Below are 20,896 nucleotides of genomic sequence, written 5' to 3'. Positions count from 1 at the left end.
ATACCTCTGCCAAAATCATGCGTCGAAGCGCATTTCCATGCACAAATATTGTATGTCTTTCGAATATTTTTGTCCAGAATATTTTCGCCACTCGTTTGACATGTCCTTTGCGATTTTGTATATTGATACAGGCTGGAGGTGCTTTATGCTTTTTCCTTTAAAAGAACTTGTAAAATTCAGCGGAAATATATATGAAATGACAGTTGCTACGAACCGCCGCGCATATCAGATGCTCCGCATAAAAGATCCTCTGATAGAAGAAAATGACGGTAAGGTTGTTTCTTTAGCGGCTCAGCAGCTGTTTTCAAAAAAGGTCAGCTATAGAATTGACCAGCAGTACTGATAATATCTGTATTCCCGTTCTTGTAATATTCGGTCCTACGGGGGCCGGAAAGACTGCCTTGCTGCGTTCATTATTCGCCGTAGGCAGTCCTTATTTTTTTAAAGGAAGATGCGAAGTCGTAAGCGCCGATTCCATGCAAGTTTATAAGGGAATGGACATAGGCACTGCAAAACCCGACAAGGCTTTGCAAAAAGAACTTCTGCATCACTTGATAGATATTTGTCCGCCTTCGGAGCAATTTTCCGCTTCCGAATTCGTAAAAGCCGCCGATCTTTGCTGCCGAGATATTTATAGACGATCGAAAATTCCCGTTGTCGCAGGAGGAAGCGGCTTTTATATAAAGAGTTTTTTATTCGGGCTTCCTGCAACTCCCGAAGGAAATCCCTGTGTCAAAAAAATGCTCCGTGAAAGAGCGCTAAAAGAAGGTCTTGCCTCTCTTTATAGGGAACTTGAAACCTGCGATCCTATTACGGCCGCAAAGATACATAAAAATGACGCTTACCGCATCGAAAGAGCTCTGGAGGTTTTTTTGTGTACGGGGAAACCTCTTTCATCCTTTGCCGTGTCCGATGAATTGAGAGCCGGCTTTGACTTTTGTATCATAATACTCGGACGGAGCCGGCGCGAATTATATGAGCGGATCGACAAACGCGTTGATGAAATGTTTGAACAGGGGCTCGTCCGTGAATTTAACGCTCTTGTAGACAAAGGTTATACTGAAGACGATCCCGGAATGGCGGCGATAGGCTACAGGGAACTCATCCGCGAATTTCCCGAAGGCGTGCCAAACTTATCCGATCCTTCGGATGAAACGCTTAAAAGATTGGAAAGCATCAAACAACTGATAAAACTGAACAGCCGCCATTATGCAAAAAAACAGTATACCATGATGAAAAACATTCCCGGAGCCGTATTTTGTCCTCTTACCGAAGGATCTGAAATTTCCGTTTCCGTTTTGCAAAAAATGGAAGATTTTATGAAAACGCATACTTGACGTAAGAACGTAAAATTTGCATAATAAATAAAGTTTATCAAAGAACGAAGGAGTTCCATTGTGCCCTGTGGGAAGAAGAGGAAGCGCCAAAAGATGGCGACACATAAGCGAAAGAAGATGCTTAGAAAAAATCGGCATAAGAACAAGTAGTGTAAACTGCCGTTTTACGAAAGACCGCGAAGTTGAAAAACTAACGCGGTCTTTTTTTTAAAAGCCGGAAACTTCGAAGCAAAGTTTTTCAGAGTGAGGTTCCCGATCCCGTTGTTTTTATAGGAGTAACAGTACGATACTTTCCAGTATACATTCGCCGGATGACGTTAAACATCTTTCTAAAAAAGAACTTCCGATTCTAGCTTCCGAAATACGCAAAGCGATCATTGACGTTGTGGGCAATAACGGAGGCCATCTTGCGAGCAATTTAGGTGTTGTTGAACTGACGATAGCCCTTCATCGTTCTTTTAAAAGTCCGTCCGATGCCATCGTATGGGATGTAAGCCATCAGTGTTATGCGCACAAATTACTCACCGGCCGCTATGAGCAGTTTCATACGCTGCGCCGTCATGGAGGTCTTTCGGGTTTTACAAAGAAAAAAGAAAGTCCGCATGATTTTTTTGATAGCGGTCACGCTTCCACGTCCATCTCATGCGCGCTCGGACTTCTTACGGCATGGCAGCATGAAGGGCGCGACGGAAAGGTGGTTGCCGTCATAGGCGACGGGGCTTTGACGGGCGGCATGGCGTTTGAAGCGCTTTCTCACGCCGGACTCATATCAAAGAATCTTATCGTCATCCTTAATGACAACCAGATGTCTATAAACCCGAACACGGGTTCCCTGTCGCGCTATCTCAGCCGTCTTACAGTAACTTCGTCTTATCAAAATTTCAGGCATACGGTCGATCACATTGTAGATAAAATTCCTTATTTTAACAAATACTTGAGCAGAATGATCTTCCGCCTTAAACGCGGAATAAAAGGTATGTTTTTAATGAACAACCTTTTTGTAGACCTAGGTTTTGAATACGTCGGCCCTTTAAACGGGCATGACATAAACGAACTTGAAAAAGTTTTCGACCATGTTAAAAAACTTCCGCGTCCGGTCGTAATTCACGTAGTGACAAAAAAGGGTAAGGGCTTCAGTCCTGCAGAAAACGATCCTGCGCGTTTTCATGGGATAGGTCCGTTGTGCCTTGACGAGGGAAAAGTTGAAAAAATCGACACTACAAGTTTTACCGAAGCTTTCGGCACCGCGATAGTAAACCTTGCCGAAACGCATCCGAATATCGCCGCCGTTACCGCGGCTATGACAAAGGGAACAGGGCTTGAAACCTTTGCGCGCAATTTTAAAAACCGTTTTTTTGATGTGGGAATTGCCGAACAGCATGCGGTGACGTTCGGCGCGGGGCTTGCAGCGGGCGGAATGATACCCGTCATATGCATTTACTCTACATTCATACAGCGTTCCGTCGATCAGATTATTCATGACGCGGCATTGCAAAAACTGCATATGATATTTGTGTTTGACAGGGCGGGCGTCGTTCCGGACGACGGTGAAACGCATCAGGGGCTTTTTGATTTGGCCTTGTTACGCCCGATCCCGAATATTTCGATTATGACGCCCGCCGGAGCTTTCGACCTTGAACTGTGCCTTACATGGGCCGTCGACAAGGCTAAAACTCCTGTAGTCATCCGTTACCCTAAACTTTCTTGTCCGTCCGACACGGATGAATTTTCCAACCCGATAGAAGAAGGCAAGGGAATTTTTATTCCGTGCACAAGTTTCGCTCCGACTCTTGCGCCGGCTGAAAACGCGAAGGTTGAAAAAAAAGTCCTTTTAATATGTACCGGAGGATTTTATTCCGAAACTCTTTCGGCCGCCCGTTTGCTTTTGATGAAAGACGTCGTAACTGACATATATGTGCTTCGCTTTATAAAGCCGATCGACACCTACGACATTTGGAGAGTTTGTAAAAACTATGGAGCCGCGGTTATTGCGGAAGACGGGGTAAAAACAGGCGGCGTCGGCGAATACGTTGAAAATTTCCTTTTAAAACAGGGAATGAAGACGGTCAAGATAAAGGCCTTTCCTGATTGCTTTTTGTCGCAGGGAACGCGTTCTGAAATTTGCAGCGATTCGGGTATGTCGCCCGAAGATATAGCGGCGGCGGCACTTGACTGTCTTTTGGAAGGTAAAAAATGACGGATGATGTAAAAAAACTTTGTCTCTCGGACCGCAGCGTAAGTACCGAAAACGCCGCGTTTGTAATGGGAATTGTAAACGCTACGAGCGATTCTTTTTGGGAAGGAAGCCGCGGAGGAATAGACAGGGCTCTTAGCTTGATTGACGAGGGCGCGGACATACTTGACATAGGCGGAGAATCGACGCGGCCGGGATCGGAATATGTTGACGCGGATGAAGAGATAAAACGCATAGTCCCGCTGATCGAACACATAAGGCGCTTTTCCGATATTCCTATTTCTGTGGATACGAGAAAGTCCGAAGTGATGAAGGCGGCGTTTTCCGCCGGAGCGGACATGTTGAACGACGTTTCCGCATTGGAAGACGATGAAGAACTGGCGGGTTTTGTCGCTTCCGTTAAAATTCCTTTGATACTGATGCAAAAAAAAGGCGATCCTGCTATAATGCAAAAAGGGTCGATACACTATGACGACGTTACCGCCGAAGTTAGCGCATACTTGACTTCGCGCGCCGAATATGCGATGCAGGCGGGAATATCTTCAAAAAAAATCATAATAGATCCCGGCATAGGTTTCGGAAAGGATCTTGAAGCTAACATTGCGCTCATAAAAAATTGCGGAAAACTTTGCGACGGCAGATATCCCGTCCTTATGGCGCTTTCGCGAAAGACCTGTATAGGTCAAATTACGGGAAGATCCGTAGAAGATCGCCTTTTCGGAACGATTGCCGCCGACGTTATCGCCGTGCTTGCAGGCGCTTTTATGATTCGTGTGCACGACGTCGCCGCTGCGGTCGACTCAATGAAAATACTGAAAACTCTTGAATAGGGAAAAAAAAGTGAATATATTTGACGATCTTTCCAAGTTGTATGATTTTATTCGCCCGTTTTTTGATATAGGGATCATCGCTTTCCTTTTGTATAAGGCTTATGCCGTTATGCGTAAGACTAACAGCGTTCAGATCATCCGTTCCGCCGTTATTATTGCCTTCGCTTATGCGGCGGCCTTGCTTTTTAAGCTCTCCACGCTGCAATGGATTTTAAATATACTTGCTCAAGGAATTCTGATCTGTTTTGCCATTGTCTTTCAGCCCGAGCTTCGTAAAATCTTTCTTAAAATAGGGCAGGTAAACTGGTTTGCATTCCGTAACCGCACAAAACATTCGTATGTGGATGCCGTTCTCATAGCCGCCGATCAGCTTTCAAAACTGAAGCGCGGTATGCTCGTCGTGTTTACCAGGCGCACAAAACTTGACGATATCATTGAAACAGGAACGAAACTTAACGCCGACCTTTCGTCAAGTCTGCTTCTTACGATATTTGCGTTCAACACCACAATGCACGACGGAGCGTGTGTGATTCAGGGAGGCAAGGTTATAGCCGCAGGATGTTTTTTGCCTTTGAGCGAACAATATGACATTAAAAAAACGTTCGGAACGCGGCACCGCGCGGCGTTAGGCATTTCAGAGGCCACGGACGCCGTAGTTCTGGTTGTTTCAGAAGAATCCGGCGCGATAAGTTTGGCGTATGAATCCCGTCTTCATTACGATCTTAATTCGGACGAACTTATGCAGAGACTTGAGACGCTTCTCGAACTTAAAACCGAAGATTATACGATAGAGGATACGATAGATGAAAATACAACCGATAATCGATAAGCTCTTTGAAAACTGGCCTGTAAAAGTTTTTTGTGTTGTGATCGCTCTGCTGCTGTATTTCTTTTTTAATGTTTCACGCCTAGACAGCAAAGCATTTCCAATAGAACTTGACGTGGTTTCCGACGGGCAAATGATGCCCGTAAGCTCGTATCAAAAACATGTACGCGTAGTCGTTCGTGCGAATGCCGAAGATATTGCGTCCGTTACCGCTAAAGATATTTCAGCCGTCGTAAATCTGGAACAATATACCAAATCCGGCGATTACGATATTCCCGTAGTTCTTAATCTTTCAAAGGAAATTCTTTTGATCGATCCGCTTGAAGTCCGCGTTGTACCGGACGTCATTCACATGCGCATTGAAGATAAGATACTGGAATATAAAGATGTTCAAATTTCCTTTGCCGAAGAAATTCCTCACGGTTATGAGATAGTTTCATATTCTGTAAATCCGAGTTCGCTGCGCGTTACCGGTTCCCGTTCCGCCGTAGAGCAGACGACAAAACTTTTTACGGATAAAATTCCTTTGGCCGACCGCACGGAAAGTTTTTCTTCACAAGTTTCCATAGCGACAGTTAATTCTCTTATTTCCGTTGAAAATAACGCAAAGGTTGTCGTGTCAGTTACGATACAGCCTATAATGACGACGGCCGAATACAAGGATAAAGCCGTCTCTTTTGTGTATTTGAATCCGGATTTAAAAATCGCTTCCGGAGGCGATCCTGTTTCTTTTAGCGTGTCGGGAGATCTTTTGCATGTGGAAAAGCTTACGGAAAATTCGTTCGTAGTTCAAGCCGATTGCAGCAGCATAAAATCTCCTGGAGAATATGAAATCAGTCTGAATTATATTCTTCCTGAAAACGTTACGCTTTTGCAAAATTCCGCCGAGAGCGTTAAGATAACGGTGGTAAATGCTTCATCGCGTGCCGATTCAGAAAATTAACAAAAATTTGAAAATTGTGTTATGATTTACGGGATAGGCGTTGACATAGTTAAAATCGACCGCATGAAAAACTGGCTAAAAGATCCTCACTTGATTTCAAGGTTTTTTTGCGATGAAGAAATGCATAGCGGGGATAAAGAATTTCACGGTGTAAAAAATTTTTCTTCAGACGGGAATTCTTCCGGCGGTGAAAAATCACATAGAAGCGGGGAGGGCTGCGCGAGTAAAGACGGCGATCTGCGCAGTGAAAATTATTTATGCCGGTATTATGCGGTGCGCTTTGCGGCAAAGGAAGCTTTTTCAAAGGCTTTGGGAACAGGTATAACGGGGTTCGCTCTCAAAGACGTATTTATTAAAAAAAATGAAGAAGGCAAACCTTTTCTTTGTGTGCGGGGCAAGGCCTTGGATTTGTTAAAAAAAAGATGCAAAAACGCCGAGATTTTTGTAACGCTGAGTCACGAAGCGGATTATGCCGTCGCATTTGTTGTGATTGAAAAACGGAGGAATGATGATTCGGTCCAAAAGCAAGCCTAAGGTTCAAAAAAAAGCCGTCATATCTTATTGGACAAAACAAAAATGCCTGTGTCCCGTCTGTACTAGAGAATTTGCTCATGAAGAAATGTTTACCGGCAACGGCAGAATGATCGCAGGAGCACTTACCGATGAGCTGCACCGTATTTTTGAACCGTCCGCTCGATTCGGCAAAGTGTATCCGCTTATTTACGCCGTGGGTGCGTGCCCGCACTGCCACACTGCGATGTTTTGGGACGATTTTACAAAGCTCACTGACAAAGAGACTATAAACCGCATTTACGACGACGAAGAAACACGCGTGGAACAGGTAAATAAGGTGTTCCCGTATTTTAATTTGGAACACGAACGCAGTTTGTACGACGGCGCCGCCATGTATTATCTTGCTCTTCTCACTTATGAAAAGATGAATGTGGCCTATGTTCCTACGATAAAACAGGCGATAATTTCTCTTAGGCTTTCGTGGCTTTGCAGGGATCTCGAGCTTGCCGTTCCGGGGCATAATTTTGAAGTTATGGCTGAAGTGTTCGTGAGAAAGGCGGTCTTCTTTTACCAGCAGGCCGTTATAAACGAGTCTGCGCGGGTTGAACAGAGTTCTTCGATTTCGAATTTCGGTCCGGACATAGACAAAAATTACGGCTGGGACGGCGTTATTTATCTGTGCGGCCAGCTTGAATACAAATACGGTCAAAAAGAAGATCACGAATTACGCTTAAAAAAACTCAACGAATACAAGATTGCCATAGCGAGAATTTTCGGACTGGGAAAATCGTCAAAAAACAAACCCGGGCCGCTGCTTGAAAATTCGCGTACGCTTTACGACAATATGACAAAGGAACTTGAAGACAGTACGAATATTTCGGTCGGAGATTTATAAGATTTGAGAAACATCCTTCTTACGATCTCTTACGACGGGACGAACTTTTGCGGATGGCAGCGGCAGGATCACTCGGCAAATCTGAAGCCCGTCCGCACCGTTCAATCTGAAATTGAAGCCGCGCTTGAAAAACTTCACACAAGCCGCCGTATCATACTTCACGGTTCGGGACGTACGGACAGCGGGGTGCACGCCGCCGCACAGGCTGCAAATTTTTTTTCACCCATCGATTCAATTCCGGTAAACAATTATATTCCCGCATTAAATGCAATGCTTCCGTACGATATACGGATTATCGGAGCGCGGGAAGTCTCCGAGAAGTTCGACGCCCGCTTTAGCGCGACAAGCCGGGTTTATCGCTATTATATTGCGGAAGATGAAACTCCTCTTGCAAATCAAATGCCTTATGTGTGGTTCATTCACAGAAAGCCCGATATTTCAGCTTTAAATGGAATGGCCGCCTGTCTTTTAGGGGAAACCGATTATGCCGCCTTCGCCGCATCCGGCGATAAAAGCGTTTCCACAAAGCGTTATGTGGAAAGAGCGGCGTTTTCTTATTCTTCGGCTTTCCCGTCCGGAAATTTTCTTATGTTTGAGATCGAAGCTAACGCTTTTTTGTGGAAGATGGTTCGTTCGATAGTCGGTACATTGATCGAATTTGAACGTGACGGAAAAGACGCTTTGTTTTTAAAAAAAGTTCTTGAATCCGGGGACAGAAGCATGGCCGGCGTAACCGCTCCTGCGCAGGGACTCTTCCTTTGGCAGATAAAATTTGACGGCGTTCGGCGCCATGTGTGACTCTGTGTTAGGCGGCGACGCGCTCGTATGGTCTTTCGGTCTCTAAAGAAATAGTCTAAAGAAGGTTTACGGGATCCACGTCCGCTTCGATGTAGACTTCCTGAGGACGTTTAAAATCGTTTAACAGATGAAAAGCGAGCTTTTGAAGGAAGGATATGTTTTTACCTTTAAGCAATATCTGATACCGGTAGTTCATCGCGATCTTTTCAATGGGACACTCCGACGGGCCGAGTATTTGCGCCTGATCGCCGTGTCTTCCGGAAAGATCTGCGATCGAATTTTCAAGTATGGAAAACGCCTCTTCGGAAGCGTTTTCCGCGCTTGTTTTTGAAGGCGATCTGAACACAAGTCTTATCAATCTTGAATAAGGAGGAAAGCCCAAGGCCTTGCGGATTTCCAGCTCTTCAAGGTAGAATTTTTCGATATTCCCGTTTACCGCGTGATATATCGGAGCGCGGTCGGGATTATAGGTTTGCACAATCACCTTGCCGTCGGGCGAAAAACGGCCTGCGCGTCCGGCTACCTGCGTTATCAATGAAAAAACTCTTTCCGACGCGCGGAAATCCGGCAGGTGAAGTCCCGTATCGGCTAAAACAATGCCCACAAGCTGAAGGTTCAAAAAATTTAGTCCCTTTGCGACCATCTGAGTGCCGAGCATAATGTCGAAATCGCCGTTTTTAAAAGCCGTAAGTTTTTCCTGTAATTCTCCCTTTTTTGTAAGGCTGTCGGTGTCTACGCGGACAATACGCGCAGCCGGAAATTTTGCCCTCACTTCGGCTTCGATAAATTCGGTTCCGAAGCCCGAATAACCTACGTCAAACGAAGAACATCTGGGGCATTCCCCGGGAACTTCCGTAGACCACCCGCAGTAATGGCACATGAGACGGTTTTCATTTTTGTGATAAGTGAGAGGAACCGAACAGTTTTTGCATATCATTTCATAGCCGCAGCTCTGGCAGCGGAAAAAATGTGTAAAGCCGCGTCTGTTAAGAAAGAGTATTACTTGACGCTTGTTTTCTATTGTGGAACGTATTTCTTCTGCGAGTTTATTTGAAATGCAGCCGCTTATCTTTTGTTTGCTTAAATCCACGCAGCGGATGTCCGGCATGTCGCCTCCGGCGAGCCGCTTAGTAAGAACGTGCCGCCTTATGGCGCCGGTCTGCATAAGGTGCCACGCTTCCACGGACGGCGTTGCGCTTCCCATAACCAAAGGGATAGATAATCTTGTCGATCGGAACATTGCCGCCTGTCGCGCGTGATAGCGCGGCGTCGTTCCCGATTTATAAGAAGCGTCGTGTTCTTCATCGATTATTATGATCCCGAGATCCGGAACAGGCGCAAAGACCGCGCTTCTGGCTCCTATGACGATTCGCGCTTGCTTATTCAGTATGCGGCGCCATTCGCTGAGTTTTTGACTCGGAGTAAGCCCTGAATGCAAAACCGCAACCGTGCCGCCGAAACGCTGAGATACGGCTTCTATCACTTGATGTGTCAAGCCTATTTCCGGAACCAAATATATTACGCCCTTTTTTTGATTTAGAATTTTTTCGGCCGCTTGAAGAAAAACTTCCGTTTTTCCCGAGCCGGTTTTTCCGTATAAATAGTGAAATTTGTCCGGAACTCCGTATGTTTTGTCCTTTTTTTCCGTAAAAATACCTTCGACGGCGGCGCTTTGCTCTTCGGACAGTTTCCTCGGGCTTGTGTCGGGAATTTCTTCGGCGTATGAAAAGCCTCCTGCATCGCTTTCCCGTTTTCCGGTAGGGAGCATTGCGGCTATGGCTTCTCCCAGCGAGCAAAGATAATATTTCGACATCCAAAGAGCGAGCGACAAAAGTTCTTCGCCGAAAAGCGCCTGATCGTCAAGTATTCTTATGACGGGTTTTATCTTATCTTCTTCGACCGGACAATTTTGCGGAAGTTTTTCGTGGACGGCGACGATGAACCCCGTGGTCTTTCTGCTGCCGAATCGAATTTCGGCTCTTTTTCCGACTTCAGGGATTCCTTTGGCGGATTTTTTTTTTGCGGAAGGCATATTTGCTGCAGAAAGAGCCGCCGCAACAGAAGGCGAACTGGCTGCGGAAGCCGAGTCGGAAGACTCTCTCTTTGCGGAAGAATCGTCGGCGCCTTCTTGAAACGAGTATGTGAATGTCTGATTGATAGGCACATTTACGGCAATATCAAGATAAAGCATTTACATTGCCTCTTTACTGTACGGACGGTGAAAAAAACGTGTCCGTATAATTTTCATAGCCGGGAACGAGAGATTGAAGCTTGTCTCTGAACATTTTTAGGTCTTCCCACGCAGGGCGCTTGAGATCCTCGTTTCTTAAGAGGGCGCTGGGGTGATATGTGCACAATACGGGAATTCCGTTGAGGTCGTGGAACGTATTTCTGAGGCGCCCTATGCCGGTTTCCGTTCTAAGCAAATTTTGAGAAGCTATGCGCCCGACGGCGAGGATCATCGCAGGTTTTAGGAGGGTGATCTGGGCTTCCAAAAACGCCCGGCATGCTTCCGCTTCTTCAGGCTTAGGATCGCGGTTATTAGGCGGTCTGCATTTTACGATGTTCGCGATAAAACAGTTTTTTTTGCGGTCGAGCGAAATCGATAAAAGCATTTTGTCCAAAAGCCTTCCCGCAGGGCCTACAAACGGCCTTCCCGTAGCGTCTTCGTCTGCGCCCGGTCCTTCTCCTACTACAAGCACGACGGGATGTAAGACTCCCTCGCCCGGAACCGTGTTTTTTCTGGTAGAATTTAAAGCGCAGCGGGAGCATTCGGAAATTTTCTTTGAAACGGATTCTACGGATACTGCGGCAAACTGCCCTGACTGTGCGTTTTTTTCTTCTATGGCGCAATTTTCAAGATCGTCATAAAAAACCGGAGGTTCGTCCGGAAAATCGGGGGATCCGTATCCGTAAATATGATCGGAGGCTGTTTTTAGAAGCGTGTAAATAATATTTTTGTCGGAGGAATTCATCTGTGTTTTTAAGGATAGCATATTGCTTGCCGTTCGTGCAACAATGCTGTAGTATTTAGAAAATATGAATATTGCGATGTTTACCGACGCTTATCTTCCGAGGATTAATGGTGTCGCGATTTCCGTTCATTCTTATGCGCTTGAATTGACGAATCTTGGTCACAATGTATGCGTAGTATGTCTTGAATATTCGGAAGAACAGCAAAAAAGCGCGCTGTTTGACGAAAAGGTGGAGGATTTAAAAACCCCGTTTAAGATAGTTCGAATTCCTTCTACGAGTTTGATCTGGTCAAAAGAAGACCGCGTCGCAAGATTCGACAAATGGATCTTTTTAAAAAAGGCAATGGATAAATTCCGCCCCGACATAATCCATATAAATTCCGAATGGGTCGTGGGATATTTCGGAGCGATATACGCTCTTCACAGGCACATTCCTTATGTTTTCACTTTTCACACTTTGTGGGAGGATTATCTTTATAACTATGTTTCTTTTTTGCCCGAAGCTTCCACGAGAAAAATCGGAAGGGAAATAGTCAAATTCTATCTTAAACGGGCTACCGTCATAATCGCGCCGACGCAGCGGATCGCCGATGTCGTAAAAGAATACGGCGTTGACAGAAAAGTCGAGCTTTTACCCACGGGAATCCCCGACTGGATATTTAAATACAGTTTTGAAAGAGATCTTAAAATACATTCTCAGATTTTTTCCTCTTATCCGTCGATCGCGGATAAAAAAATCCTTTTGTATGTAGGAAGGGTAGTAAAAGAAAAAAATCTTGCATTTTTGTTGAACGTGTTTGAACTTGTAAAACAAAAGGAATACAAAACGGCTTTAATGTTTGTGGGCGACGGTCCTTACCTTGAAGAATTAAAAGAACTTGCAGCGGAACGGGGGTTCGGAGACGATGTGATCTTTACAGGTTATGCGGCTCGCACGGATCTGCTTTATTATTACAAGCACGCTTCGGTTTTCGTATTTCCGAGTCTTACCGATACCCAAGGCCTTGTTACCGTCGAAGCTATGATGAACGGGTTGCCCGTAGTAGCTATTGGAGAGATGGGAACGCTCGACGTGATGCAGGGAGACAACGGCGGGTTTATGGTCAAAAACGACGTAGGAGAATTTGCCGAGCGGGTCTGCGATCTTATCGAAAATCCCTATTTGCACAGAAAAAAATCGGCGGAAGCGTTGGAATGGGCTAAAAAGTGGTCTATGGGCGCTCTCGTAAAGGATTTGGTTTTGTGCTATGAAAAGGCCATAAAGTTAAAAAAAGAGGAAAGATAAAAACATGTGCGGTAAGGATTACGGCATAAGAGGTTTCCACAAATTTTTATTCTGTGCGCTCTCGCTTTGTTTTTTTGCTTTCGGTCTCGTAGCCGAAGAGATAGCGGAATGCATGATCCCCTCCGAACTGTCAGCGCCGCGCCGCTCTGTGTCCCGCCGCGGAGAAAACGAGCTTGTCGCGCCGAATTCGTGGGTTTACGACGCCCTTACCGCCGTTGCGCTTGAAAGCGGTATAGTTCAATTTACGGACAATACGCCTCTTACGATCGGCGAAATAAAATCATATCTGTATGAAATCGATCCTGATTCTTTGAGTCTCTCCGGGCGAAATCAATACGCTCGAATCCGAGAGTATTTTTCAAAAAAATATCTTTCGTTCGATTCGGATGTTTTATCGCTCGGGATCGATCCTTCGATAAATCCCCAATCGTATTACAAATCAAACGATGATATCGATTGGGTATACGATCGTTACAAAAGAAGGCCTTTCATAGACGTTCCTGTCATACTTTCGGTAAGCGATTATGCGACCATGTTTATGGATCTTTATCTGGGACAAAATCAATGCGCTATGGAACATTCGGACAATTATTTTAACGCGCCCTTATCCGCCGATGATTTTGACATAAATTTTCCGCATGCGGCGTACGGTTCTACCGGATTTAAATTTACGGATCTTTCAGGATTGAGTTTTCAGCTTGGGATGGGCGAAACTTCGATCGGCCGCACGCAGACGGGCAGCGTAATATATTCCGACTTCATGACGCAGGCTTCTTACGGGCAGCTTTCGTTTTACTCGCCGAATTTTAAGTACACGATGCTTGTAACTCAGCTTAACGTTGACAAATACATGTATTCTCATCGCCTGGAGTTCAGATTTTTTAAAAAACTTACCGTTTCGGTTATGGAATCCACTTTGACAAACGCCGAACTGGAATTGCGATATTTTAATCCTCTTACGGTCTTTCACGGAGCCGCCCCTTGGCGCGACTATAAGGCGACAAGCGCGGATGCCGAAGATTCCCATAACTGTGAATTTTTAGGGATTTCAATCCAATACGCGCCGATGAAAAATGTCCGCTTTTACGGACTTTTTGCAATGAACCAGTTTCAGACCGCATATGAAACTTCCAACTATCCGGACGATAACACCCCCAATTCGATGGGAGGTCAGTTGGGCTTTGAATCTTTTATTCCGTCGGGCGGCGGGAGCTTTCATTTCGGCGTCGAAGGATATTACGCCAATCCGTACCTGTACATAAAGCAAAGCCCGGACTGGTCGCTGTGCCGGACTTACGAGGAAAACATAGGCGATAAAAAGCCGTTTTACGAGTGGGTGGGTTCTCCTTTCGGCCCGGACGCTATCGCGTGCAGTATAACGTTAGGATATGAAAACTCAGGTTTCAAACGGAACGCCGATGTGCGGTCAGCCGATTCGCTTGAGGCTGCAGATTTCGGCAGAAAAAGAATAAACGGCTGGTCGGTCAACTTGACATATCTTTATCTGTGCCAAGGTGAAAATTCCGGAACGAGAGTTTTTCATAACGACGGCTTTAAATGGGGCGGAACCGACGTCTACTTTGACATGGCCAACAAGGATAAATGGGCTTATCCCACCGACGGCAACGGACGCAATAAGTACGCTGTCGCTCCTACGGGAACGCCCCAATATACCAACCGCCTGAGTTTGCGCGGAACGTGGAAAGTTTGGGACAATTTTTCTTTTACTCTTGTACCGTCCTATGTTATAATTTTCAATAACGGTAATAAGACAGGTAAAACCGACAAGGGTGTTGAAATAGCCTTTGCCGTCAAATGGTCGATTATAAAATAGATAAGTTTAAAACCGGAGTTTACATACAGATGAATAAAAAAGTATTCGCTTCGCTTTTTTTTATGTTTACGGCGTTAGTCGCCTTTGCTCACTTAAGCGTAGATCCGCAGGACGAGTTTTATACTCATGCGCAGAGTTGGGAACTTAAAGGATATGTAGAAAAACTTCCGCAACTGCGCCCGTATCCTCTTACTGTCATAAAAAACATATTGTCACAGGTGATCGAAAAGGGAAACGAGCGAGATGCCGAAATAGCAAAGGAATACTACGAGCGTGTAACGGGGCGCCCGTGGCACATCGTAATTGCCGGCGGAGTACGAAACGAGATCGAATATGACAATTATTCGGGAAAGACCGTAACCCGCCAGTATAACGGCGGCCCATGCGTCATCGGCGATCTTATGATTTCCCCAATCGTTTCCGTAGGATACGACTTAGGCATTTATTCCGTAAACGAAGACGACATCGACGTAATGCCCGTTTTTTCCCGTTCGGAAAACGACACCGTCGCGGATTCCACTGAAATCGGGCCGTTCAGATTGAACATAGACATGAACTCGAATGTCGCCGTGGGAACTGAAAAAATTTATGTTCAGGCGGGAATAAACAGGAGCGGTTTCGGACCGTTTTTAAACGACGACCTTGCCTTAAGCGACAACGCTTTTCACGCTCCGTCATTCGCGTTTTACTACGACGGCGGCGCATGGTCTTATTCCCATATAATTCAATCCGTCGGCGCTTCTTTAAATAACGGGGAAGATCTTATGGCGTCTTCTCAAGTAAACAAATTTTTTGCTCTTCATTCCATAAGAGTAAATCCGCTAAAAACGCTTTCAATTTCGTATTATGAATCTACCGTGTTCGGCAAACGCTTTGACATCGCTTACATGGTTCCCGCTCCGTTTATGGCGATCCAAGGCATAGGCGATTCGAATGACAACAGTCAGATGGGACTTCTCATAGAATATTCTCCCGTTCGGGGACTGAAATGGTCTTCCAATTTTTTTGCGGACGACCTTCCCCTTAACGATATTATGAAATTGAAGTTCGACACAAAGATAAGGGTCGGAATAGAAAGCGGTATTCAATACTCTCCGACAGACACTGCGCTCGAACTTATGAATTTGAACTATACGATTGTTGCGCCGTACACATACGCTCATTGGAGTTACGACGAGGACGGGAAGAGTTTTACCGATACGAGCTATAATTATTTTAACTATATGAACCGCGGAATTGCGATCGGCATATCTTTACCGCCGAATTCCGACAGGATAGGTTTTTCGGCTAAGTTTAGGCCTGTAAAGAATTTTAACGTTACCGTGCGCTCGAATTTTATGCGTCATGCTAACGCCTATGAATCTTTAGACTCGGAAGAAGCGAAAAAAATTTATTTGGCTAACTATTATTCCCACAGAGACGGTGTTTTTTATGTCAAAAAGAGCGACGGAACGCCTATAACCCAAGCGGCTTATGAGGCGCCAGTTCCCAACAAAAACGACTATATCAGGATCGATACTGAAAGAGGGGACGTCTATTCCACAAATTCTTCCGCCTTTTCTCAGCAGAAACTGATCGGCGACGACGTACATGTGGACACCGCGTGGGATCACCTTAATCTTTTAAACCAGGGACACGTGATGACCGTGATACAGGCGGGTCTTGACATGTCTTATACGCTTTCGCGTATGAAGTTGGGAGTTTTTACGTTTAACTTTGGCTGGACGTGGGAATACATAATAAATAACGGCGTGCAGAACGCCATTTACAGCGGCCGTTCGGGCGGCGGAGACTACAGGACTGCTAAAAAAGCGTGGGAAGATCAGCTTTACGATTCCATTAACAATTATCTGTCTTTTTCGGTAAAATTAGTTTATTAAAAAGAAAGCCGTGCAAAGAAAATTCGTTTTTTTGTATTTGAATACCGGAAGCGGACACATAAGCGCCGCAAAAACCCTAAAAAATGCGCTTGAAAACGAATATCCCGGCACGGAAGTGCATTTGCTGCACGGCTTCGGCGAAGGGCGCAATCTGGGCAAACTTATCTTTGAAAAAATATACGCTTTGGCCTGTAACTATATTCCAGGTCTTTATCCTTTAATCTACGATACCGCGCAGCATCGTTTTGTACAATCCTTGTATGTGGCGGGGCTTTCCGTGCGCGTTCCCAAAAGGCTACGCCGGTTTATACTTAAAAGCCGCATTACAGACGTTATTTCTTTTCACTTTGCGCTTACGCCTCCGCTTGTCAAAGTTTTAAAATATATTCCGTGGAAAGTAAACGTTTCCGAGGTCGTTACCGATCCTTTTAACGGAACGCACGCATGGTTTTACGAACGGGAAAGCCGTTTTTTAGTCTATTCCGAACGGATGAAGGAAGAAGCCGTAACGGAGTGCGGCGTAAAACCTTCTCACATAAAGCTTATACCCTTTTTGTCGGATCCTAAATTTCAAAAAAAGCTTTCGGAAGCGGAATTGACTGAACTTTTCATAAAGCACGGATTTACTCCCGGTAAAAAAATTGTCCTGTTCGCCGGCGGAGGAGAAGGGCTTGCAGGCATATTAAAGATAATAAATCGCTGTATTTCGCATTCCGCGAACTTTGCGATTGCCGTGGTTTGCGGACGCGACGCTGCGGGCAAAAAAAAGCTTGAAGCTATTTCGAAAAAGAACCCTTCGCTCGGTCTTCACGTTTTCGGTTTTGTGGATTTTATGGACGAACTTGTAAAAATTTGCAGCTGTGCGGTTATAAAGGCCGGTCCTGCCACATTGATGGAAGTTCTGCAATGCAAAAAACCTGTGATAATATGCCGCTACATACACAATCAGGAGCTTGAAAACGTGCGTTACGTGGTAAAAAACAAACTCGGGTGGTTCATAAGCGACCCGGATAAAATTTTCGATAAGATAAACGAAATACTTACGGACGAAAGCCTTGCGCGAAAGACGTCCCGGCGCTTTGATGATGTAAAGATCGACACGGACGTTTTAAAAGCCGCCGGAATTGTTTACGAAAATGAGTGGGCCGACGAAACGAGCGCCTTTTAGAAATTCTTTTCGACTATATTCCTTACGTGATATTTTTTTATTACGCGGTTTTCTACGGCTTTTTTTATTAAGTCGTCTACTTCAAGCGAATCGTAAATTTTTTTTGCGTCTTCGACACTTCCTCGTAGCACAGGGTGGCGCGGAGAAAAAAGCACGCAGCAGTCTTCATATGGTAGAATTGAGGTTTCATAAGTTCCTATGAAATTTGCGTCCTCGATTATTTCTTCTTTGTCCATTCCGACTAGCGGTCGTAAAAGCTGAATGGAGCAGGCGTCTTCCGTCACGCTCATGTTTTCTATAGTCTGGCTTGCCACCTGCCCCAGGCTTTCGCCGGTTATAACGCACTGAGCTTTTATAAGGCCGGATATTATATTTACCGCCTTCATCATACAGACGCGAAGCATCAGCGTCGTCCATTCTTCGGGCGCTTTTTCTTTTATTTTCATCTGAACTTCGGTAAAAGGGATTATATGAAGGTGGTTTACAATGCCGTATTGTGCAATTTTTTCCGCAAGAACCTCTACCTTGTTCTGAGCCTCTTCGGACGTATAGGGGTAAGAATGAAAGTAAGCGGAATCTACGAACATTCCGCGGCGGATCATGCGGTATCCGGCTACGGGAGAATCCAAGCCGCCTGAGAGCAAAAGAAGTCCGTGGCCGCTTGAACCCACGGGAAGTCCGCGGCAGCCCTTTTTTTGATCCGCATAAACGAAGCATCTCTCACGGATTTCAATGTTTATGACGACGTCGGGTTTATGAACGTTTACTTTAAGAAGCTTTCCGTCAATGTCGGCGGCGGCCCGGCAATTTACTTCATATGAAGTTAAGGGAAAATTTTTATCGGCGCGCCTTGTTTCAAGTTTAAATGTTTCGGCTCCGTTTTGTTTTGCCGATACGGCTTGTTCAAGGACGGCTTTCTTTATTGATTCCATGTCTTTTTCACATACGCTTGCCTTTGCCCAGCCGGTAATCCCTATAAGGCGGCTGAGCGTGAACTCTACGGCTTTTTCGCCGTATTCGTCGGTTTCAATATAAAGCCGTCCCGCGATGAGTGAAACTTTTGCACTTACCGTTTCAAGATAAAGGCGCGCGTTATTTACCAGACGCCGCTCGAATTCTTTTAAATTCGATTTTTTCAGAGTCAGTTCGCCCAGCTTTGCCAGATACGTCATGTACGGCAGTATAACCTAAAGTTTTTTTTACGGCAAGCAAAGTTTGGCATGATTGGCGGCGGCCGGCGGGGTACTTAGCTTTTGTCCGCGACCGGCGATTGCAGCGAGCAAGCGTCCCGCGTGAATGCCCGTTGCGGGCGGCAATGCGTTAGGCTCTGCGTCAAACGTCCTGCGCGGATACCGGCGCAAGCTGAACTGCTTTTTTTTCTTGCATAAAGACAAAAAGTGTGATAATGTCACGAACATGGTTAGTTTTAGACAGATATCCCAATTATTATTTGATAAAAGTAAATATGACATGACTTTGGGAAAAAGCATACCCGATATGCTCAGAAAGCGCGTCGCACAGTGTCCCAATGTTACTCTTCAAGCCGTCAAAAACGAAGTAGACAAATTCGACTGTTATACATATGAACGTGTCTATCGCAGGGCGCTTGACATGGCCTGCCAGTTAAAAAAAATGGGCATAAAACACGGCGATCGTGTAGGCCTTATCGCCGACAACCGCCGAGAATGGATGACAACCGATTATGCGCTTTTGTCGCTCGGGGCGATCGACGTGCCGAGAGGCTGCGATTCCACGGGACAGGAAATACGTTTTATATTAAATTTTACCGAATGTAAATTTTCATTTTTTGAAAACGCCAAACAGTTCGAAAAGATTCTTGAAAAACCTGACGAAGTTCCTTGTCTCAAGCATGCGATCTTATTCGATTCCGCGGATCCCGCCCTTGTAACGCGCGCCGCAGCGGCCGGTATTATAATTCATAACTATATAAATCTTGAAGAGATCGCGCGCCGTTCCACAAGCGAAGAGGACAGAAAAGAGATAAATGACATAATCGACAACGTAAAGTCTGACGACATAGCTACGATAATTTTTACGTCGGGAACTACCGGAATCCCGAAAGGCGTTATGCTCACGCACGACAATTTTCTTGTTCAATGCCAGGTGATAAAGTACGTCCTGCCGGATTCAAAAGAAGGCGATCTTTGGCTTTCGGTTCTTCCAGTATGGCATGTTTTTGAACGCGCCTTCCAGTACTTCATTCCGGTTCTGAAAAACGGCTGCGTATATTCGAAGCCCGTGGCGGCAAGAATTTTGGCTGACATGGCGGCTATGCATCCTCAGTGGATGTGCTCCGTTCCGCGCCTTTGGGATGCGATCGCCAAGCGTTTTTTTTCCGAAATACGTAAAAAAGGCTCTCTTTCTTATGCGTTTTTTAACGTAGCCGTATCTATAGGAAAGACATATTGGTGGGCTAAGGATCGCGTGTTCGGCCTAATATGCCGCTACCGTAAGACGATCCGCATCTTTGATACGATTTACGCCTTTATTCCTTTTTTACTTATGATAATTCCAAACGCCGTATGCGATCTTTTGGTGTTTAGAAAGATCCGCGCACAACTCGGCGGAAAAATGTCGGGCGCTATTTCAGGCGGTGGAAGCCTTCAAGCCGAAACGGACGCTTTTTACCACGCGATAGGTTTTAAATTGCTGGAAGGTTACGGTCTTACGGAAACCGCGCCCGTCCTTTCTCTTCGCAATTCCAAAAAACCGCGTTCTGGTTGCGTAGGCGAAGTCATGCCCTGCGCGGAAATAAAGGTAGTAGCCGAAAAGGACGGCCGTATCGCCGGGAGCGAACCGCTTCCTCCCGGAAAGCGAGGGCTCATACTTGCGCGCGGCCGTCAGGTTATGAAGGGATATTACAAACGTCCGGATTTGACCGAAGCCGTAATAGACAAAGACGGCTGGTTCAACACCGGAGACCTCGGTATGCTCACTCAGGATAATGAAATAAAGATTACCGGACGCGCCAAAGACACTATCGTCTTGTTGGGAGGCGAAAATGTCGAGCCGCAGGTGATTGAAAACGCCGTATGTTCAAGCAAATACATAGAAACCGCAGTGGTGGTGGGGCAAGATCAAAAATACATTGCGGCTCTGATAGTTCCTATAAAGGATTCCGTCCTTGCCTATGCCGAAGAAAATCGTGTAGTATATGAAAGTTACGAAGGTCTTTTGCAATCGAACGAAATAATAAGCCTTATCCGTAACGAAATAGATTCAAGAGTAAATGCTGAAAAAGGCTTTAGAGCTTGCGAACGTATTTTTAAGTTTACGCTTTTGGAAAAAAGCTTTACCGTCGGCGAAGAAATAAATTCGAAGATGGAAAAAATGCGGCATAAGATCGTAAAAATTTATGCCCGTCAAATGAAAAAACTTTACGAATAAAATTAAGGAA

Annotated in this window: 17 protein-coding genes; 14 read left to right on the top strand and 3 right to left on the bottom strand. The window is 45.4% G+C overall.

All coding sequences use genetic code 11. The features are described from left to right. The first annotated feature begins 145 nt into the window (after window positions 1-145). The 9 genes from HRQ91_RS06600 to truA all read left to right on the top strand — a co-directional run bounded on the left by HRQ91_RS06600 (window position 146) and on the right by truA (window position 8,336). On the top strand, window positions 146-343 hold the full coding sequence (locus HRQ91_RS06600; protein WP_210118832.1) for a DNA-directed RNA polymerase subunit omega: 198 nt from the start codon (window positions 146-148) through the stop codon (window positions 341-343). After that, entirely contained in the window at window positions 327-1,337 is a 1,011-nt protein-coding gene (gene miaA, locus HRQ91_RS06595; protein ID WP_210118831.1) for a tRNA (adenosine(37)-N6)-dimethylallyltransferase MiaA, read from the top strand. Before HRQ91_RS06600 ends, miaA begins: the two co-directional genes overlap by 17 nt. A 286-nt stretch (window positions 1,338-1,623) precedes the next feature. Further along, window positions 1,624-3,534 (top strand): 1-deoxy-D-xylulose-5-phosphate synthase, encoded by a 1,911-nt coding sequence (dxs, locus tag HRQ91_RS06590; RefSeq protein ID WP_210120752.1) that lies wholly within the window; start codon window positions 1,624-1,626, stop codon window positions 3,532-3,534. Continuing rightward, entirely contained in the window at window positions 3,531-4,361 is an 831-nt protein-coding gene (folP, locus tag HRQ91_RS06585; protein ID WP_210118830.1) for a dihydropteroate synthase, read from the top strand. Before dxs ends, folP begins: the two co-directional genes overlap by 4 nt. A gap of 10 nt (window positions 4,362-4,371) precedes the next feature. Beyond that, window positions 4,372-5,190 carry a diadenylate cyclase CdaA gene (gene cdaA / locus HRQ91_RS06580; protein ID WP_210118480.1) on the top strand — a complete coding sequence of 273 codons (819 nt, stop codon included), beginning with the start codon at window positions 4,372-4,374 and terminating at the stop codon, window positions 5,188-5,190. Further along, window positions 5,165-6,130 carry a CdaR family protein gene (locus tag HRQ91_RS06575; protein WP_210118829.1) on the top strand — a complete coding sequence of 322 codons (966 nt, stop codon included), beginning with the start codon at window positions 5,165-5,167 and terminating at the stop codon, window positions 6,128-6,130. Before cdaA ends, HRQ91_RS06575 begins: the two co-directional genes overlap by 26 nt. Before the next feature lie 21 nt (window positions 6,131-6,151). Further along, window positions 6,152-6,664, top strand: a complete 513-nt coding sequence (gene acpS, locus HRQ91_RS06570) for a holo-ACP synthase (RefSeq protein WP_210118482.1) — start codon at window positions 6,152-6,154, stop codon at window positions 6,662-6,664. Then, window positions 6,636-7,538: a DUF2225 domain-containing protein gene (locus tag HRQ91_RS06565; RefSeq protein ID WP_338064297.1), complete on the top strand. Its 903-nt coding sequence runs from the start codon at window positions 6,636-6,638 to the stop codon at window positions 7,536-7,538. Before acpS ends, HRQ91_RS06565 begins: the two co-directional genes overlap by 29 nt. Window positions 7,539-7,541: 3 nt before the next feature. Continuing rightward, window positions 7,542-8,336 (top strand): tRNA pseudouridine(38-40) synthase TruA, encoded by a 795-nt coding sequence (gene truA / locus HRQ91_RS06560; RefSeq protein WP_210118828.1) that lies wholly within the window; start codon window positions 7,542-7,544, stop codon window positions 8,334-8,336. A gap of 55 nt (window positions 8,337-8,391) precedes the next feature. On the opposite strand, the gene priA is transcribed toward truA, so the two are convergent. Both priA and HRQ91_RS06550 read right to left on the bottom strand, forming a co-directional pair. After that, the gene (priA, locus tag HRQ91_RS06555) at window positions 8,392-10,368 is read right to left on the bottom strand and encodes a replication restart helicase PriA (protein WP_476718536.1); all 1,977 of its coding nucleotides are present in this window, start codon (window positions 10,366-10,368) and stop codon (window positions 8,392-8,394) included. Window positions 10,369-10,540: 172 nt separating this feature from the next. Beyond that, complete coding sequence (locus HRQ91_RS06550) at window positions 10,541-11,311, bottom strand: uracil-DNA glycosylase (RefSeq protein ID WP_210118826.1); 771 nt, start codon at window positions 11,309-11,311, stop codon at window positions 10,541-10,543. 64 nt (window positions 11,312-11,375) lie between these two features. On the opposite strand from HRQ91_RS06550, the gene HRQ91_RS06545 reads away from it, so the two are divergent. Genes HRQ91_RS06545 through HRQ91_RS06530 form a run of 4 tightly spaced genes read left to right on the top strand, consistent with a single transcriptional unit; the run spans window position 11,376 to window position 17,478 of the window. Next, a complete protein-coding gene (locus HRQ91_RS06545; RefSeq protein WP_210118825.1) occupies window positions 11,376-12,596 on the top strand; it encodes a glycosyltransferase in 1,221 nt (406 codons plus the stop codon). A gap of 4 nt (window positions 12,597-12,600) precedes the next feature. Beyond that, window positions 12,601-14,430 (top strand): hypothetical protein, encoded by a 1,830-nt coding sequence (locus HRQ91_RS06540; protein ID WP_210118824.1) that lies wholly within the window; start codon window positions 12,601-12,603, stop codon window positions 14,428-14,430. A 29-nt stretch (window positions 14,431-14,459) separates the two neighbouring features. Then, entirely contained in the window at window positions 14,460-16,310 is a 1,851-nt protein-coding gene (locus HRQ91_RS06535) for a hypothetical protein (protein WP_210118823.1), read from the top strand. Between the two features lie 10 nt (window positions 16,311-16,320). Continuing rightward, window positions 16,321-17,478: an MGDG synthase family glycosyltransferase gene (locus HRQ91_RS06530; protein WP_210118822.1), complete on the top strand. Its 1,158-nt coding sequence runs from the start codon at window positions 16,321-16,323 to the stop codon at window positions 17,476-17,478. On the opposite strand, the gene thiI is transcribed toward HRQ91_RS06530, so the two are convergent. Further along, window positions 17,475-18,650: a tRNA uracil 4-sulfurtransferase ThiI gene (gene thiI / locus HRQ91_RS06525; protein ID WP_420832837.1), complete on the bottom strand. Its 1,176-nt coding sequence runs from the start codon at window positions 18,648-18,650 to the stop codon at window positions 17,475-17,477. The two genes, HRQ91_RS06530 and thiI, sit on opposite strands and share 4 nt — an antisense overlap. Window positions 18,651-18,948: 298 nt before the next feature. Between thiI and HRQ91_RS06520 the strand changes: the two genes are divergently transcribed. Then, window positions 18,949-20,886 carry an AMP-dependent synthetase/ligase gene (locus tag HRQ91_RS06520; RefSeq protein ID WP_246473174.1) on the top strand — a complete coding sequence of 646 codons (1,938 nt, stop codon included), beginning with the start codon at window positions 18,949-18,951 and terminating at the stop codon, window positions 20,884-20,886. Window positions 20,887-20,896: the final 10 nt, after the last annotated feature.

It is taken from the genome of Treponema parvum (genome assembly GCF_017893965.1).
Classification (GTDB): Bacteria; Spirochaetota; Spirochaetia; order Treponematales; family Treponemataceae; genus Treponema_D; species Treponema_D parvum.
This window is presented reverse-complemented; position numbering and strand designations above follow the sequence as displayed.

Excerpts from the sequence above, each read along its gene's own strand:
- HRQ91_RS06600 (WP_210118832.1), top strand. The coding sequence starts at position 146 with ATGCTTTTTCCTTTAAAAGAACTTGTAAAATTCAGCGGAAATATATAT.
- folP (WP_210118830.1), top strand. The coding sequence starts at position 3,531 with ATGACGGATGATGTAAAAAAACTTTGTCTCTCGGACCGCAGCGTAAGT.
- HRQ91_RS06575 (WP_210118829.1), top strand. The coding sequence starts at position 5,165 with ATGAAAATACAACCGATAATCGATAAGCTCTTTGAAAACTGGCCTGTA.
- acpS (WP_210118482.1), top strand. The coding sequence starts at position 6,152 with ATGATTTACGGGATAGGCGTTGACATAGTTAAAATCGACCGCATGAAA.
- HRQ91_RS06565 (WP_338064297.1), top strand. The coding sequence starts at position 6,636 with ATGATGATTCGGTCCAAAAGCAAGCCTAAGGTTCAAAAAAAAGCCGTC.
- priA (WP_476718536.1), bottom strand. The coding sequence starts at position 10,368 with ATGCCTTCCGCAAAAAAAAAATCCGCCAAAGGAATCCCTGAAGTCGGA.
- HRQ91_RS06550 (WP_210118826.1), bottom strand. The coding sequence starts at position 11,311 with ATGAATTCCTCCGACAAAAATATTATTTACACGCTTCTAAAAACAGCC.
- HRQ91_RS06545 (WP_210118825.1), top strand. The coding sequence starts at position 11,376 with ATGAATATTGCGATGTTTACCGACGCTTATCTTCCGAGGATTAATGGT.
- HRQ91_RS06540 (WP_210118824.1), top strand. The coding sequence starts at position 12,601 with ATGTGCGGTAAGGATTACGGCATAAGAGGTTTCCACAAATTTTTATTC.
- HRQ91_RS06535 (WP_210118823.1), top strand. The coding sequence starts at position 14,460 with ATGAATAAAAAAGTATTCGCTTCGCTTTTTTTTATGTTTACGGCGTTA.
- thiI (WP_420832837.1), bottom strand. The coding sequence starts at position 18,650 with ATGACGTATCTGGCAAAGCTGGGCGAACTGACTCTGAAAAAATCGAAT.
- HRQ91_RS06520 (WP_246473174.1), top strand. The coding sequence starts at position 18,949 with ATGACTTTGGGAAAAAGCATACCCGATATGCTCAGAAAGCGCGTCGCA.